At 41.5% G+C, this 17,832-nt stretch carries 12 protein-coding genes; 4 read left to right on the forward strand and 8 right to left on the reverse strand.

The annotated features are described in order from the left end of the window. Positions 1-29: 29 nt before the first annotated feature. Entirely contained in the window at positions 30-3,176 is a 3,147-nt protein-coding gene (locus IYN84_RS07220) for an ATP-binding protein (RefSeq protein WP_196138471.1), read from the reverse strand. 287 nt (positions 3,177-3,463) lie between these two features. Here IYN84_RS07220 and IYN84_RS21660 point away from each other — a divergent pair, with 287 nt between their 5' ends. Next, positions 3,464-3,601, forward strand: coding sequence for a DUF3149 domain-containing protein (locus IYN84_RS21660; protein ID WP_196138472.1), 138 nt, complete (start codon positions 3,464-3,466; stop codon positions 3,599-3,601). A gap of 26 nt (positions 3,602-3,627) precedes the next feature. On the opposite strand, the gene IYN84_RS07230 is transcribed toward IYN84_RS21660, so the two are convergent. The 7 genes from IYN84_RS07230 to IYN84_RS07260 form a co-directional block, all read right to left on the reverse strand. After that, positions 3,628-4,713, reverse strand: a complete 1,086-nt coding sequence (locus IYN84_RS07230; RefSeq protein ID WP_196138473.1) for a polysaccharide deacetylase family protein — start codon at positions 4,711-4,713, stop codon at positions 3,628-3,630. A 57-nt stretch (positions 4,714-4,770) separates the two neighbouring features. Continuing rightward, positions 4,771-6,192: a dihydrolipoyl dehydrogenase gene (gene lpdA / locus IYN84_RS07235; RefSeq protein WP_196138474.1), complete on the reverse strand. Its 1,422-nt coding sequence runs from the start codon at positions 6,190-6,192 to the stop codon at positions 4,771-4,773. Between the two features lie 86 nt (positions 6,193-6,278). After that, positions 6,279-7,931 (reverse strand): dihydrolipoyllysine-residue acetyltransferase, encoded by a 1,653-nt coding sequence (gene aceF / locus IYN84_RS07240; protein ID WP_196138475.1) that lies wholly within the window; start codon positions 7,929-7,931, stop codon positions 6,279-6,281. Positions 7,932-7,946: 15 nt separating this feature from the next. Further along, a complete protein-coding gene (aceE, locus tag IYN84_RS07245; protein WP_196138476.1) occupies positions 7,947-10,622 on the reverse strand; it encodes a pyruvate dehydrogenase (acetyl-transferring), homodimeric type in 2,676 nt (891 codons plus the stop codon). A 581-nt stretch (positions 10,623-11,203) separates the two neighbouring features. Then, positions 11,204-12,058 carry a regulatory signaling modulator protein AmpE gene (ampE, locus tag IYN84_RS07250; RefSeq protein ID WP_196138477.1) on the reverse strand — a complete coding sequence of 285 codons (855 nt, stop codon included), beginning with the start codon at positions 12,056-12,058 and terminating at the stop codon, positions 11,204-11,206. A gap of 118 nt (positions 12,059-12,176) precedes the next feature. Further along, on the reverse strand, positions 12,177-12,716 hold the full coding sequence (gene ampD / locus IYN84_RS07255) for a 1,6-anhydro-N-acetylmuramyl-L-alanine amidase AmpD (protein ID WP_196138478.1): 540 nt from the start codon (positions 12,714-12,716) through the stop codon (positions 12,177-12,179). 43 nt (positions 12,717-12,759) lie between these two features. Next, complete coding sequence (locus IYN84_RS07260) at positions 12,760-15,006, reverse strand: DUF1631 domain-containing protein (protein WP_196138479.1); 2,247 nt, start codon at positions 15,004-15,006, stop codon at positions 12,760-12,762. A gap of 444 nt (positions 15,007-15,450) precedes the next feature. Between IYN84_RS07260 and IYN84_RS07265 the strand changes: the two genes are divergently transcribed. From IYN84_RS07265 to IYN84_RS07275, 3 genes are all read left to right on the forward strand, one after another. Next, positions 15,451-16,011: a TIGR02281 family clan AA aspartic protease gene (locus IYN84_RS07265; RefSeq protein WP_210330312.1), complete on the forward strand. Its 561-nt coding sequence runs from the start codon at positions 15,451-15,453 to the stop codon at positions 16,009-16,011. Positions 16,012-16,053: 42 nt separating this feature from the next. Next, a complete protein-coding gene (gene nadC, locus IYN84_RS07270) occupies positions 16,054-16,926 on the forward strand; it encodes a carboxylating nicotinate-nucleotide diphosphorylase (RefSeq protein WP_371734811.1) in 873 nt (290 codons plus the stop codon). A 402-nt stretch (positions 16,927-17,328) separates the two neighbouring features. Next, the gene (locus IYN84_RS07275) at positions 17,329-17,739 is read left to right on the forward strand and encodes a pilin (RefSeq protein WP_196138480.1); all 411 of its coding nucleotides are present in this window, start codon (positions 17,329-17,331) and stop codon (positions 17,737-17,739) included. Positions 17,740-17,832: the final 93 nt, after the last annotated feature.

Below are 17,832 nucleotides of genomic sequence, written 5' to 3' on the forward strand. Positions count from 1 at the left end.
GATTGTCTAATAGTTTCGTGCTATTTAATTTAGCTTTTTAAAAGGTAACTATGCAATACTCGTTCAATTTCGCTTAATCTGATAGGCTTAGTGATATGGTCGTTCATTCCCGCTTCCAGGCTTTTCATTCTGTCTCCGGGCATAGCATGTGCTGTCATAGCGATGATAGGTACATTACTTTTATCAGTTGAGAGCGAGCGAATTTTTGCGGTTGCCTGATAGCCATCCATCACAGGCATTGCACAGTCCATGAGAATCAGATCATAATTTCCGTTTTTTACTTCATCAATTGCTATTGCTCCATTTTCAGCAAGCCCAACTCTAATCCCAAGCTTTTCCAAAACTCTGGAAGCCACTAGTTGATTAACCTGATTGTCTTCCACAACCAAAACTCGTTTACCGAAAATATCAGGATAATCTTTTGATAAGTTAATATTGGTTAAAAGTTGGTCATCAGCGATCCCTCCAAACATCTTTCTCAAGCAATCAAACAAAACCATAATCCTAAGAGGCTGTGCTGAAACAAAAAAGACTTTCCTTGCTCGGAACTTTCTTCTCAAATCATCCATCAATTGTGTGGTGACAACTATTAATTGACAGTCTGGGTATTTTTTCTCTTTAATTTCTACAACTTCATCGACTAGGTGCTCTAGCTCTTTAGCCTCATCCAGAATAATCAAAGCAATATCTTCTGCCTTCTTCTCATTTAAATAAGATACTATGTCAAAGGTCCCGCTTTCAGGCACAATACTAAAGCCCCAGCCTAGCAGAGACCTTTTAATATCTTCGGTGTGCCTGCCTCCGCCCCAATAAAGAACCTTTTTAGATTTGAACTGATTATCAGCAACATTTTTAACTAGATGTTGAAGCTTTTCCTGCTTGCTCCTGGCAATTGGCAAACACATGGTCACATTGAATTGAGTTCCTTTTCCTGTCTCACTTTCCACCGACAGCACTCCCCCCATCAAGTCAACAAGTTGATTGCTAATCGATAACCCTAACCCCGTACCACCAAATTTTCTTGTAGTTGAAGCATCAGCTTGAGTGAACGCTTCAAAAACTCGGTTTTGCTGTTCCATACTCATACCAACACCTGTATCTCTTATTTTAATTGCAATTATTGCCTCCTGTCTGTCGTTAGTTTCTTTAGAATCGACAACGACATTTATCTCCCCTTTTTCTGTGAATTTGAAAGCGTTCCCAAGAATATTGCTAATAACTTGACGAATTCTACCCGGGTCACCAATAACCCACTGGATTGAACCGATTGGAAAATGCAGATAGAAGTCAAGATTTTTTCTGGCACTCGACAGTTTAAACGTTTGTGTTGTCGCCTCAATTAGTTCTCGTAAATCAAACTCAACCGAGTCTAGCTCTACTTTGCCAGCTTCTACTTTGGAGTAATCCAAAATATTGTCGATCAAGTGGAGTAATGCCTTACCTGATGTATTTATTGCATCAACATATTCACTCTGAACATCGCTAAGTTCCGTTTCAGCTAATAGGTTTGTCATTCCGATAACGCCATTCATCGGAGTGCGAATCTCGTGACTCATGTTTGCAAGGAATTCACTCTTAGCTTTACTCGCTTTTTCGGCCTGTTCTACCGCTGTCAATATCTTAACTTTATTTCGTTCTAGTTCATGTAGATAGTCGGCCATTTTTTGTCGAGCATCAGCTAATTCGGAAATATCGACTAAAGTCTCGAGCACACAATTTTCCATGTTGTATTCAAAAGGCTTTGAACTTTGCAAAACAGCAATTTCACTACCATCTCTTCGCCTGATAGTTTTTTCTATATTTTCATAAAGAAGCTTTGAAGAGATAAAGCCTTGATAATCTAGACTACTTTCGAACAGAAACTCCTTCCAACAACTACCTATTAATTCTTCTTTTGAACTTCTAAGATAATCTGCTGCTGTTCTATTAGCGAAGTATATTTTGCTATCATCAAAACTAACGATGACTATACCAAAAGACAACTCCTCTAAAAGGTTATTGAGTTGCCTGGTTCTTTTTTCCAACGCGCGAGTTTGTTCTACATCTCTTAATCTTAGAGACGCAATATCTTCTTTAAGAACAAGTACCGAATTGACCAGGTCGGCAAGTGCATTATCATCAGATACTAAAGGCTCTTCTACTTTTATAGACGCCCCCCAGAGCAACTGTCCACAAATAGCATTAACCTCATCAATATCTCGTTGGGAAACCAGTATTTTGCCTTTTGCCTCTTTTTCAGTTTGATGATAATTAATTTTCTGGAATGCCTCGTCGAGCGAGTTAACAAACACTATTTTTGTTTTTGAAAATGCCGCATAAATTTTTAGCGAAGTTTTCGCAAAAATTGTCGCTCCTATGATATAGGTAATTTCGGGAAAACAGTGGTATTTATGATTCATCTCATTGAGAATTACTCCATATTGACTTCTCACCTGAAAAGAAGCGTCAACAACGCTGGAATAGTCAGCAATTCGAATATATTGACCTGGAGGGATAATTCCTGAACTAAAAAAATTTTCGAGACAAACGCGAACCAGTTCTAACTCCTCGAAGTCAAAATAGCCGCTCAGTTTTGAATAGTGGATTTTCCCTGGAATTGCCGCATTTGTATACAGAGTCTTATCTTTCTTGTACTCCCAGTCAGGCTTGGTTATGAACAACTCCTGACTTAACTCTGACCTGTCATTTTCTATAGCCTTGAAATCCTGATTGATGACTGCTTGTGCCTTCAATATTGCCTCTTGACTCGTGTGAGTCGAAATAAAAGGAAACCCCACTCTCATAGTCAAAAAAGCTATTTTTGCAAACACCGTCATCCAACGGTAGTTGCTAACCAATATCCACGCTCTAAAATGTCTTGCATTTTTTGACAAGTATTCTTTTTGATGAACAACTTCTTTACCAGAAAGACGACCAGTTGTATTCAAAACATCACGAATTTCGACGTAAGGTCGCTCCACATTTGCCACGGAGATAAACTGATTTATCAGGCGATACATTGCTTCAACTGTCACTTCTTCTAACGGACCGGAGCTTTTCACATAGACAATTGATGCTCCTATTTTCTTAATAGAAACTTTATAGTTTGGAGAGATAGCCACATCTTCAAACTCAGCAAATTCGAGCACATCAAAATTGTCGAGAGTTTCCTTGAGTCCAAGACTGGCTTTTTTCATTGAGGATACTAAATGGTTGAAAAGGTTGGTTTAAATATCCATGACCTATTTACATAGAAATAGTCACCTATCTTATTGTTATAGTTTAAAAAAACGGGGATTTCCACAGGATACCGATAATCCTTTCTATTGGCTCAGTGGCAACGAGCAATGATCGGTTCGCCAAAGCGAAGAATTAGCGCTTATTTCTACAATTTGCGTCGCTATCACAGAGAGTTGACCCCGATCAAAGGATCAGTTTTAGAATATCCATAGAATGACTAAGGTTATCTAATCGGAGAGTCAATATGAGATTACTACAAGAGCTTTTTTCAACCCCAGAAGGAATAATGAGTTTTGGTGTAATATTTTTTGTTTTTGTAATTGCTATTTATATTTTCAAGATGGTTAAACAAAAAATAAATGAAGGACCGCAATCCAGATGAAGGAATTTTAAGTTTTCTTCCCAAGCCTACTCTTTATACCACTGACCATTAGGCAGGCCTTTAATTACCGGATAAGAACTCCAGTAAAACCTGCCTTCCTTGTCAGCTGCTACAGTACAGTTAAAGCGTGAACGGCCAGCCTTGATGTTGGCCTTCAATTCAAAAACAACGCTATCTTTGCTGGTTAATTTGCCCGTTTTACCCTGCCCCGAAAAATAACAGTTAAGCCGTTTGATAATGTCCCCATCTTCCAGCCATAGTTTAAGTCTCGGTCTGAATTCACCTTCAGGCAATACATGATCGGTTAATTCTCCGCCCTGAGAGTCGAGCAACTTCCACTTTATAACAGGTAATGGCAATGTATTTACTTTCACGGCAAAATCTTCAATGTTGCCGTAATCTCCGCCAAAAGCAAATCTTGAAATTGCTGACAGGTCAACGAACTTATCTACCGCTCCTGAATGTTGGGCAAATCCTACATACCCCAACTGACGGACAAGCTTTTGAATATTTGAGTTATACTCGCCATAAGGATAAGCCAATGCTTTGACAGACTTTCCTAGTTCTTTGTCGAGTTTTTGCTGATTCAGGGCAAGGTCATGACTGACTCTGTTTAGCCAGTCACCATCGGATTCGCCCTCTTGTTTTCGTATTAAATGTTGGTGTAAATAGGAATGATTTGCAATAGTTGCGCCTTTTCGCTTTAGTTCTCGTAAATGCTCCCAGGTCATCCACTGACTTAATCCCTGCTCAATCGGTTTTGCATTAACAAATACAGTGAATGGATACTGCTTTTTAACCAGAATCGGTAGCGCATCCTCATAAACCGACAAATAGCCATCATCAAAAGTTATCAGAACAGTCTTATCATCGAAATCAATACCCTGTTCGACTTGTTTTACAAAAGACTCCAACGAAATGACTTTGAACCCACTCTTTTCAAGATAATCCATATGCGCCTGAAACAGCTTTGGATTGATACTAGTTTGACGAGGAGTGCTATCTGAGACGTGATGATATTGGATAACTACAGCTGAGTGAGCTAGAGACAGGGGGCCCGATAAAACCACCAGGCTTAGAATGAGTTTGCAAGTAATCGTAAAAAAGCGCATTGTTAGCATCTCTCCCTCTCTTGAGAGAGGGAGCAATATTTGGATATAAACGATAGTCTATTTCTTTTTACGTGCCGGAGGAAGATCAGTACAGGTTCCTTCATAAGCTTCGGCAGAAAAAGCGAGCGACTCAGAAAGTGTCGGGTGAGCATGAACGGTCAAAGCAATATCTTCAGCATCGCAACCCATTTCTATCGCAAGGCCAGCTTCGCCAATTATCTCTCCCGCATTAATCCCGACAATCGCGGCACCAATAATTCGGTTATTTGACTTATCATAGATAGACTTTGCAAATCCTTCTGTGCGTCCCGCTCCGATAGCGCGTCCACTTGCTGCCCAGGGAAAAGTGCCAACACCATAATCAATACCTTTTTCCTTGGCTTCTTTTTCGGTCATTCCAACCCATGCAATTTCAGGATCTGTATATGCCACACTTGGAATACATTGAGGTTCGAAAGCATGCTTTTTACCAGCAATCACTTCAGCAACGACATGCGCTTCATGCGTTGCTTTATGTGCAAGCATTGGTTGACCGACAATATCGCCAATAGCATAAATGCCTGGAACGTTGGTTTTTAATTGATTATCAACCGGAATAAAACCTCTCTCATTAACGGTAACACCGGCTTTTTCAACGTCCAGTAGATCACCATTAGGACGACGTCCTACCGCTGACAGAATCTTGTCATAGCGAACAGGCTCTTTAGGTGCCTTTTTACCTTCAAAAGTCACCCAGAGACCATCGTCTTTCGCTTCGACTTTAGTCACGCTAGTTTCTAGCATGATTTTGTTATATTGCTTGCTAACATAACGTTGTAAAACTTTGACAACGTCTTTATCTGCAGCGGGGATCAGTTGGTCAAACATTTCAACAACATCTATCTCACTGCCCAGAGCACGATATACGGTTGCCATTTCCAGACCGATAATACCGCCCCCCAGAATTAACATTTTTTCGGGCACATCTTTTAACTCTAGCGCACCAGTTGAGTCGATAATACGATCATCTTGTGGTAAGAAAGGAAGTTGTACAACGCGAGAGCCGGCAGCGATAATACAGTTTTCAAAGTTAATCGCTGAAACGTCTTCGTCTCCTTCTATAGATAAAGAATTATTAGACGTAAATTTAGCAACACCTTGCACAATTTTAACTTTGCGCATTTTTGCCATACCCGCCAGGCCTTTGGTCAACTGGCCGACAACCCCTTCTTTATAGGAGCGGATTTTGTCTACATCGATAGTAGGCTCACCAAAAGAAACACCATGAGACTCCATACTCTTCGCTTCGTCGATTACTTTAGCTGAATGCAGCAATGCCTTGGATGGAATACAGCCAACATTTAAGCAAACGCCACCCAGGGTTGAATATTTCTCAACAAGAACAACGTTTAAACCTAAGTCTGCGGCGCGAAATGCGGCGGTGTATCCCCCAGGACCTGCGCCAACTACAACAACCTGCGCTTGAATAGTATTACTCATAGTGCTTTCACCTTATAAATTTATTCATCAGGCTTTAAGCAATCAAAAGCCCGATGTTTCCTTTTACTTTCTCTCGAAAAGTTGAATTATTTTAATAGAACTCGTCGAATATCTTTCAACGTCTCAGCTAAGTGAACTGCAAATCTTGCCGCATCAGCGCCATCGATTACTCGATGATCATATGACAGAGACATAGGCAGCATTAGCCTTGGTACAAATTCTTTACCATTCCATACCGGCTGCATCTTGTTTCGAGACAAGCCCAGAATGGCAACGTCGGGCCATTTTACAATAGGCGTGAAGCCAGTACCACCTATTCCCCCCAGAGAGGAAATAGTGAAACTACTGCCTTGCATATCATCAGCGGATAATTTTCCATCTCTGGCTTTGGCGCTCATTTCAGCCAAATCATTCGCCAGTTCGTAGATACCCTTTTGGTCGACGTTACGGATCACAGGAACTGTCAACCCGTTCGGTGTATCAACCGCCACCCCGATATGGTAGTAGTTTTTAAGAATCAGATTTTCTCCGTCATTTGCCAAAGAAGCATTAAATTTAGGAAATGCTTTTAAGCTATATACCAGCCCTTTCATGATAAAAGCGAGAGGTGTCAGACGAACTCCATCTCTGGCAGCTTCTTCTTTTAGAGATTTTCTGAAATCATCCAGATCAGTAATATCGGCATCCTCATGCTGGGTAACGTGAGGAATACTTATCCAGTTTCGATGCAGGTTAACACTGCTAATTTTCTGTATTCTGGTTAGAGGTTTGGTATCAACATTCCCCCATTTTTCATGATCAACTTCCGGCATCTGAGGCGTCGCGAATGCACCTGTTGCAGCTGTCGCTTTCGGACGGGACAACTCAAACTTGATAAAGTTTTGTACATCTTCTTTCAGTATACGACCTTTCGGTCCTGAACCTTTAACCTGAGTTAGATCAGCCCCCAGCTCTCTGGCAAATCGTCTGACCGCAGGACTGGCATGTACAACACCACCAGAAGACTTTTTCTTCATTTGCGGATGTTCTGGAACCGGAGCGGTACGATTGGAAGGCGCGCTCTTTGGAGCGGGAGCGGGCACCGGAACAGCTTTAGTATCTATCGCAGTTTTATCAGCAGGCGCTGTCGCGGTGCTAACTTTAATACGGCCTATCACATCTCCTTGTGAAACTTTGTCACCCACTTTAACTGACACGGAAAGTATGGTCCCAGCGTCTGAGCTAGGTACATCCATGGTAGCCTTGTCTGTTTCCAGGGTAATCAAGCCCTGCTCTTTCTCAACAACGTCTCCTTCCTTGAAAAGGACCTCGATTACATCAACATCACTGGCATCCCCAATATCAGGAACAACCAGATCTTTTTCTTCAACTTCACCACCTGATACCATTTCAGTGTTGACAGTTTCAGTGTTAACCGTTTCCGTTTCTCCTTTCTCCGCAATAACAGTGTCATTTGAAGATGCTTCAATCGGCGCCGGAGAGATTTCCTGAGAAGCGCCAGAAGCTTCCACTTCTAAAATTAAGTCTCCCTGGGAAACTTTATCACCCACGTTTACGTGAATCGCCTTTACTACTCCAGCCTCACTGGACGGTACATCCATGGTGGCTTTATCGGTCTCCAAAGTAATAAGTGAGTCTTCTTTGGCAATAGTATCACCGACAGAAACCAGTACCTCGATAATATCAACGTCGCTTACATCCCCAATATCGGGAACATTGACTGCAATTAAATTACTCATGGTCAATGCCTCCGATTAGCTAAATAGCGGGTTAGGTTTGTTGATATCGATGTTATAAAGCTTGATAGCCTTGCTCACATCTTTCGCGTTAATTGTCCCTTCATCAGCGAGAGCCTTAAGAGCGGCGATCGCGACGTAGTGGCGATCAACTTCAAAGAATCGACGCAGGTTTTCTCGGCTATCACTACGCCCAAATCCATCCGTCCCAAGCACACTATAGCGAGCAGGAATATAGCCTCGAATTTGCTCAGCATATGATTTCATTGAATCTGTTGACGCAATTACCGGACCTTCTCGTCCAGCCAGGCATTCTTCAACAAAGCTTGTTGCCGGCTTCTTGGCTTCAGGATTTAGCAGGTTTTGACGAGTCACTTCCTGACCGTCTCTGGCCAGCTCATTAAAGCTGGTAACGCTCCAGATATCGGAAACCACATTAAAATCTTTTTCTAACAGTTCTGCTGCCGCAATCACTTCATTCAATATCGCACCGCACCCCAATAACTGTACTCTTGCGGGTTTATTTTTGGCTTTGGACTTTTTGCCTTCCCGCAGCAAATACATTCCTTTGATAATTCCTTCCTCGGCACCTTTTGGCATTTCAGCATGAACGTAATTTTCATTCAGGGTAGTAATGTAATAGAAAACATTCTCCTGATTTTCATACATACGACGCATACCATCGCGAACAATCAATGCCAGTTCATATCCGTAAGTCGGATCATAGCTAATACAATTAGGAATTGTAGAAGCTAATAAATGGCTATGGCCATCCTGATGCTGCAGGCCTTCCCCATTAAGCGTAGTTCGGCCGAAAGTCGCGCCAATAAGGAAACCTCTGGCCTGCATATCACCCGCAGCCCACGCCAGATCTCCTATCCGCTGAAAGCCAAACATTGAATAGTAAATGTAAAAAGGAATCATGGGCAGGTTATTATTGGAATAACTGGTTGCAGCTGCAATCCAGGACGACATTGCTCCCGCTTCGTTAATACCTTCTTCAAGGATTTGGCCCTTTTTATCTTCGCGATAATACATGACCTGATCAGAATCTACCGGCTCATAGAGTTGCCCAACTGAAGAGTAAATCCCAACTTGACGGAACATCCCCTCCATACCAAAAGTCCGCGCTTCATCAGGAATGATCGGAACGATACGCTGCCCGATCTCTTTGTCTTTGATCAGAACATTAAGAATGCGGACAAAAGCCATAGTGGTAGAAATTTCTCTTCCGTTAGAGCCTCCTGTGATCGCACTAAATGCTTTCATCGGTGGAATAGTTAAATCAGCAGACTTGGCTCTTCTGGCCGGCAGATAGCCTCCCAGAGCAGCTCTACGCTCTTTCAGATACTTAATCTCAGGACTATCATCACCAGGATGGTAGAAAGGCGCATCTTCTAACTGCTCATCAGATATAGGCACATTAAACCGATTTCTGAACTGTTTTAGTGCTTCCAGATTCATTTTTTTAACCTGGTGAGAAATGTTCTTTCCTTCCCCACTTTCTCCCATACCGTAACCTTTGACAGTCTTTGCCAGTATAACGGTAGGCTGGCCTTTGTGGTTTACAGCCGCATGATAGGCTGCAAATACCTTGGTTGGATCGTGGCCTCCTCGATTAAGGCGCCAGATATCTGAATCAGACATGTTAGCAACCATTTCGAGCAAAGCGGGATCTTTACCGAAGAAATAATCCCGGGTAAATTTACCACCTTTAGATTTGTAGTTCTGGTATTCGCCGTCAACGGTTTCTTCCATGATCTTGAGCAGCTTACCTTCTACGTCACGAGCGATAAGCGGATCCCAATAGCGGCCCCAAATAACTTTGATTACATTCCAACCAGCGCCACGGAAATCACCTTCTAATTCTTGAATAATCTTTCCGTTTCCTCGGACCGGACCATCCAGGCGTTGTAAGTTACAGTTGATAACAAATACCAGATTGTCCAGCTTTTCACGACCGGCCAGTGATATTGCCCCCAATGACTCTGGCTCATCCATCTCACCGTCACCCATGAAAGCCCATACTTTTCGATCTTGTGTATTCGCCAATTCACGGTTTTGCAGATATTTCAGGAAGCGCGCCTGGTAAATAGCCTGAATAGGACCCAGTCCCATAGAAACAGTCGGAAACTGCCAGAAATCGGGCATCAACCAAGGGTGCGGATAAGAAGACAACCCTTTACCATCGACCTCCTGACGGAAATTCTTCATCTGATCTTCAGTTAATCGTCCTTCTAAAAATGCACGCGCATATATCCCAGGAGAAGAGTGTCCCTGGAAATAAACCAGATCACCTTCTCTTTCTTCATTAGTACCGTGGAAGAAATAGTTAAAACCAACATCGTAGAGAGTCGCCGAAGAAGCGAAACTGGATAGATGTCCGCCCAGCTCCTGATTTTTCTTACTCGCCTGCAATACCAGGGCAATTGCATTCCAGCGGATAATAGAACGAAGCCTCTGCTCCATTTCCTGATCACCCGGGATCAGGGCTTCTTTCGAAGTCGGAATTGTATTTAAATAAGCGGTTGTCAACTTATAAGGCAAGTGAGCGCCTGAGCGGCGCGCCATATCGATAAGCTTCTCCAATAAAAAGTGAGCCCTATCAGTGCCCTCTTCTTCCAGTACGGCCTCCAGTGCATCTAGCCATTCCTGGGTTTCAATCGGATCAATATCTTGTTGTAGATCGGTCATTTTTGTCCTCTCGGGATCATTTTGATTCTGTTTCAAGACCAACATTAAAAAAGTTGCTCTCAAAGATAATTCAAATGCTCATAATTATCTGCCGGTGATAGCTCAGGCTCTAGTTCATCAATATTGCTGTTGATGTGCACGCCAAGTATAGCAACAGCAATAACTTTTACTGTATTTATGCTTTCGGCTGCTATCTACATGGTTTCTTGAGAGATTTGCATTAGGTGAAAACAGACTTAGTTTGCCTAACTAACTTATATCTTCAGCAGAATTTAATTGTCTCTCTAGGAAAATGGATCTAATTCCAACGAGCAGTGCTGCGACAAAATAGCAACTATTTGGACAAGATTCAATATTTAGCCATACTTACTATTAAACATATAGCTTTTAATTAAATTTTGGAGCGGCCACGGCACAACAAAAAAGTAAGAAAAATATCCTGTGACAACTCCGACATTTATCTTAGCCATACTAATTAAAATAAAGAAGTTAACTAGGGAAATTTCGAAATGATATTTGTATCCAGCCCTGGCTGAGGAAGTCTTTGCAGAGGCCCTTACAAAGAAGTACAGCCTGGAGGACTACCACAAGGCTAGTGGACTTAGAAAAATTGCAGCAACTAAATAGAATATTCCAGTTCTTTGTACCATATCCATAGCGTCTCGGTTCTCTTTTACTCCATCTTCGGCAAGCCCCATGGTTAAACCCAAAGCGGAAATTCCAGTTTCACTAAGAACCTGATTATTACTCGATTGAAAGTCTGTCAGATAATCCTTTAATCGATAAAAGCCGGCAAGAAAATCCCCTGTTAAAAGGTTGAGGAAGCTGGTTAATCTCGCAGGTAACCAATCAATCCAGTGAATGAGCTGAGTTGTCTGGATAAGATGTTCGTTTACCTGTTTTTGGCATTCCTTATGATACAAATAGGCCAGACGATAAAATAAAGCACCAAAAGGCCCCAAAATGATGAACCAGAATATGACACCAAAGTAACGCTTGTTACTTTCAACTAGCACGAACCTGGTAACATTCCTGACGAATTCCTGGCTTTCAGGCAGATCATCGTTATCTATTTCCTCTTTAAGTCTCAAAAATGCAGCTTCCTGATCACCCCGTTCCATCGCACTAAAATAGCCAGCCATAGTTTCGGCTAATGGTTTCGGACCTAATGAATAAAATAAGGCCCCCACAGATACTAAAAAAAGCAAAATAAAGTAGTTAGTACCATCAAATAAATTAACAATAAAATAAAGCAAGAAGACAGGACCCAGTACAATTAAAAGCACACCAATCCAACTAACATAGAAAGAATGTTTTTCAAATTGGGATTCAACTTTCTTAATATACAGGTTAAACCATCCGAATTGGCGAAGCTCAGCTCCCCAGTGAAAGTAATACTCCAACGACAGTGCAATCAATACAGGGATTAGAATCATATTATCGTCCAGGAAAGTTATTTTTATTTGGTTTTTGTCAGATTTTAGCTTAAAAAACAATATATTAATACTATTAGCTAAAAGTCCTCATCCAACCAGCTAATAGTCATTAAAATTCTCAAAGAGCATCCAGGTAACGTGACCAGTTAAAGCTGATGCCAGGATCTGTCTTGCGTTGAGGAGCAATATCGCAATGACCTACAATATGCTCTTTCTTAATCAAAGGATAATTCTTCTGTAAAACTCTGGTGACATCAATCAAAGCCTCATACTGAAGCTTTGTGTAAGGTAAACTGTCAGCACCAGCCATTTCTATACCAATAGAAAAGTCATTACAGTCAGCATCCCCCATAAATTCAGATTGGCCTGCATGCCAGGCTCTTTTTTCAAACGGCACAAACTGAATAATTTTGCCATTTCGCTTGATATATAGATGTGAAGAAACTCTAAGTCCTTCGAGTTGATAAAAATACGGATGAGCTCGAGTATCCAGTTGTCCTACAAAAAATGGCTCGACCCAGTCAACATCAAACTGGTATGGAGGTAAACTGATGTTATGAATAACCAGTAAGCGAATTGAACAGCCATCAGGTCGCTCATTAAAGTGGGGAGAAACTACTTTTTCGGCAGTAGACAACCAGCCATCTACGACTTGCATTCAGCAATCCATGAGTCAGTTAACAAACAAGCCAGCAAGAATATCAGGCTTCTGCTTTCATGTCTCGTAGGTTAGAAATGACCGCTTTCAACGCCCGGTCAAACAAGGCTTCATCATCCAATACTTTTATTTCCCCTAACTGATACGCCGCTGCCAGTTCATCTGTAAAAAACTCTGAGACCTTTACTCCGGCTCGGTTTACAAAGATATACTTTCCTGTCGACACAATTCTAGCTGCCAGTTTGCAACGACGGTACTCCTCATCAATTTTCAGATCAAACCAGCTGCCTGCAGAGAAATTTTCTACTGTAGCCTTGCTGTCTTCAGTAATTTTTACTTTCGGTTTTGGCGTGTGTAATTTACCAATTTCTTCCTCGGAAAATGCAATCTCTTCAACAACAACCTCTTCAATTTCTTCTTCGGCCTCACTGGTCGACACTGTTTCTTGAGTTGCAGAACCTTGAGTGAATGGATCAACAGGCATCAAACGAATAATTTCATCCTTTTGACTTTCTTCAATATAGACTTTACCTTCAGAGATTATCGTCCGGTGTGCGTCTTCCAGTTTATCCATTAAAGCAGAGGCATCAAGTTGAGAAAAAGAGATTTTGTCAAACCCCAGTTTGATATTTTTAACCAGTACCGGTACAACTTTAATTAATTTGTCCAGACGAGCCTGGTCCTTAACAGGTTGTAAGCTCCAAATTAGCATCTGTGCTATTTTGCTAACCTTCTCCCAGCCTTCCTTGTCCTCTTTTAAGCTCTCGAGAAACATCACATGTACCCAGACGTTTTTCAGGATTTGCCTTGCTACTTCAGGTACATTCTTTCTCGCGCAAATACGCTTGATTTGTTCATTAACTTTCGAACGGGCGGTCTCAGCTTTTGCCTTCCCTTCTTCCGCTTCTTTTGTACGCTTTTCAAAAATATTCGCGCGACGTCTAAAGTCATTTTTAAAGGCTATGAAATCTTCCAGCAACTGCTCGAAGAAATTTGGTTGCTCTGTATACTCATTACAAATTTTTTCGACAACGCCCTGTATTTTACTTAACATTGGAGCAGCGCTGTTATCGTCAGGCTCCCACGACAAGCCTGCATGTGCCAGCTCATTCAAGAGCAAACGAGCGGGATGTTTTCTATTTGAGAAAAACGTACGATCAGTCAGGCCAACTTTTAAGATGGGAATCTGTAGTCTGGCTATGACAGCTTTGATTTCAGCATGTAAATTATCATCATCTAGAATAAAATCAAACAACATGGTGACCACATCAATCATGTCGTCATTTGCTTGACCCAGAGCGCCTTGAGTTACCTGTCCGCCGACATTTCCGGGAAGCAGTGCCCCTATTTGACTACGGATATCTCTTAAATCATTTTCTAAGGTTGTACCGGTATGAGCTTGCAAATTGGATAACACAGCAACCAGCTGGCCAGTATCGACTTGTTGACTCACTCTTTGGCTATCTTCTCCTCGACGTTGAGACAGGAGTTCTCCCAATAAATTGAGAATTTCATCACTATCTTTTGTGCTTTGCTCACTTTTTTCCTGTCCATTATCAGAAGATTGAGTGCGCCTTCTTCTTCGATCATGGCTTATCGCCACTGACTTTAAATCAGGAAGTATTCCATTTTCGATAAAGAACTGATTAACTTTATCGTAAATCAAATCCATTTCATCAATAACTGTTCTCTCAAAGAACTTATAAAGCACTAACTTAAATTCAGTTCCTAAATCAATGGAGGAAAGAGACTGGCTTATTGCGGTACAGATACATGAAGGATCAAACGGGTTAATTTCATCGGTTACAGCAACGGAAGGAACAAGTACATCAAGGCGCTGGCGAATATTAGTTAAGGCTTGTTTATTAGCCTTTTGCGCCTTATTTGTCATTGACTCAAGAGCTATTCGCTCTTCCAGATCATCTTCTTCGACAAGCGCCAGATTTTCAAAAGAAATCTCTTCCTCACATTCACCAAATAACGCAGCGCCTTCAATCTTACCAATAGAGTCAACAAACTCGTTTCTAACTCCTTGAGAAAAAGACTTTAGAACTTCCAGCTTTTTCATACGAAGAGTACGCATAGCAGCAAAATGCCGGCTATCATCGCTTTTACTCGACTTATCAAAGAGGTGGTCATCGGTGTCAGAGAAAAGCTCCTCTAACCTGCCGTTAAGTTCGTCCAGATAGATTGATAGAACCTGGTCAATTGAAGTCGACAACTTAGATTTCTTCGAGAGAGAAGACTCCTGCTTGGATGAAAGCTCGACTATTTTATTGGAATTTCCCACAACGCTTACCTGTTAAAGATAAGAAATGGACAAAAAAGTCCAGATCTGACAACTGGGACCCGCAACAAATATTGCAACCTATTGTTGATAATATAGTCCATACCTGTACCTCGACCCGAGTGTCCCGGAATATTTGACGAGTTCATCACAAAACCGAACAATTTATCACCATCCGAGATACAGAGACTGTATTCACTTTCCTCGATCCCACTATCGACGTTGATGTACTACTAATAATTTGGCCGAATTCCATCTATTTAGTATAGTCTTTGAAGGAGCTTTTCTCTGCGTTTTCTCTGGTAATAATCCACATTTTCAGATTTCGCGATAAAAGGTATTGTCACATTGATCAGTGGTTGTTAAAAATGAATAATAGCCTCAATTTGAAGTGACTCTTATTCAAACTACTACTTTGTAACAGTCTTAAATAGAACTCTCTAATATATGCAAACAGACAACTCTCAATCACCTAATCAGTCTGGGCCAGATGCCGAGAGCGGCATTGAGTCGCAAATCGGCAAAAACATGATATTTGTAGCCTGGATTATAGCGATAGGCCTTCTCACCTGGATCTTTGGCGGATGGGAAGAGAAACAGTATAACCCCAACCAGACACCCGACTCTCTAAGAATGGGAGAAGTCATCGAAGTAAAACTGCAAAAAAATCGAGGCGGCCACTATGTAGTATCAGGAAATATCAACCGGACTCCGGTAACCTTTCTTGTTGATACGGGAGCTACATCAGTCGCTGTGCCAGGCAGCCTTGCTAGTGATATCGGACTAAGGAGAGGTGCACAACAGAAATTTTATACTGCAAACGGAGTATCAACTGGTTACCTAACAACAATCGATGAACTAACAATCGGCGAGATCACTCTTTACAATGTTAAAGCATCTATAGCACCCAATATGGCTGGAAATGAGGTTCTCTTGGGAATGTCTGCTCTGGGACAACTGGAATATACACAAAAAGCCGGTGTATTAACCTTGCGGCAGGCTTATTAGTTGCTAAAATAGCCGCGCAGTTAAATAACATAGGCAATAATTGTGGACCAGCAGCAGTTCAACACCCTTCTCGCTCGAGAAATTGAGCAAATGTGTCGCTTAGCTCTAATTGAAGATCTCGCGGGAGAAAATAACGAGGATATAACAGCCGCTCTCATTCCGGCGGAAAAGTATGCTTCAGCAACACTAATAACCAGAGAAGATTGTATTTTATGTGGCGTTGACTGGGTAAATAAGGTTTTTGAACTCGTTGATAGCCAGGTAACAATTGACTGGCAGTATCAAGATGGGGACAAAGTCGCAGCTGGTTCAATATTATGTAAACTGAAAGGCAATGCTCGCGCCCTGCTCACTGGTGAAAGAAGCGCAATGAACTTCCTGCAAACCCTTTCCGCTACCGCTACCCTGACGAATCAATACGTTGAACAGCTTGGCAACTCAACCTGCAAGCTGCTAGATACCCGTAAAACAATACCGGGAATGCGCTTTGGTCAAAAATATGCGGTCACTTGTGGCGGTGGCAGTAATCATAGACTCGGACTTTCAGATGCTTATCTGATCAAGGAAAATCATATTATGTCCTGTGGAGGGATAGCTCAGGCGCTTGCCACAGCCATTAACAATAATCCGGAGAAATTACTGGAGATCGAAGTGGAAAGTCTTGATGAGTTAGTTCAGGCATTAGACGGCAAGGCGCAGGTTATTATGCTTGATAATTTTTCTCTGAAAGATATGAAGTCAGCGACGCAACTACGAGACTCACACGTCAATAAAGCAAAACTTGAAGCTTCCGGCAACGTGAGCCTCGAAACGCTGGCCCAAATTGCCGAAACGGGAGTCGACTATATTTCTGTTGGAGCTCTGACCAAAAATGTCACTGCACTCGATCTTTCTATGCGAATTGACCTAAATTAGCAGCCAATCCATGCTGCATGTAACATTTTGTCATAGAATGGGCCCCTGATTGACAAAAATTGTCACTCTTGGTGAAAAGTCACTCAAATCTTTATTTTCGATATTTTAAGTTTTTTAAACTCAAAAATAATTTTTGAATTTAGTTATTTTCTGCCAAACTTTACATCTCATTGATTTATAAAGAAAATAATCAAGAAAACCAATCTCTCTTTGAATATTTTTGTGATATTTGTCACATATTACATAAACATCCATTTTAACTGGCATCATGATTGCTTTAGTATCGTCTGAGGACTAAATGGACTGATTCTTGTGATTTCTGAAAAATGGACTACTTTATATTTAAAGACATACAAGAGCCTATTTTTGATTAATCAAAACTAACTAACCGAGGTTATTAATATGAAAAAAGTACAATCAGGTTTTACATTGATTGAATTGATGATCGTTGTTGCGATTATCGGTATTTTGGCAGCTATCGCACTTCCTGCTTATCAGGATTACACAATCCGTGCAAAAGTTTCTGAAGGTGTTGTTCAGGCAAGCGGCGCTAAAGCGACCATTTCAGAAAACTTGGCAAACGGTGTAAGTGCATGTTCAGGTGTACGTGCAGGAACCCAAATTGGTATGACTACTCTTCAATGTGCTGGGACTACTGCTGCGGGTACAATCAGCGCAACTGTCGCTACAGGTGTAAACAATGTTACCGTGACTTTCGACTTGGTTGGAACACTAGATACACTTGGTGGTGTAGCATGGGATTGCAATAACGCAAGTGATACCGAATATGTTCCTGCAGAGTGTCGTCAATAGAGTTAAATTTTCTTTCTATTGTAAAAAAGCAGCCTTTTAGGCTGCTTTTTTACGTCCTTCTTAGTTAGTTTTATTTATTTTTTTGCTCGTACC

The sequence above is a fragment of the Aliikangiella sp. G2MR2-5 genome (genome assembly GCF_015687155.1).
Lineage (GTDB): Bacteria > Pseudomonadota > Gammaproteobacteria > Enterobacterales > Kangiellaceae > Aliikangiella.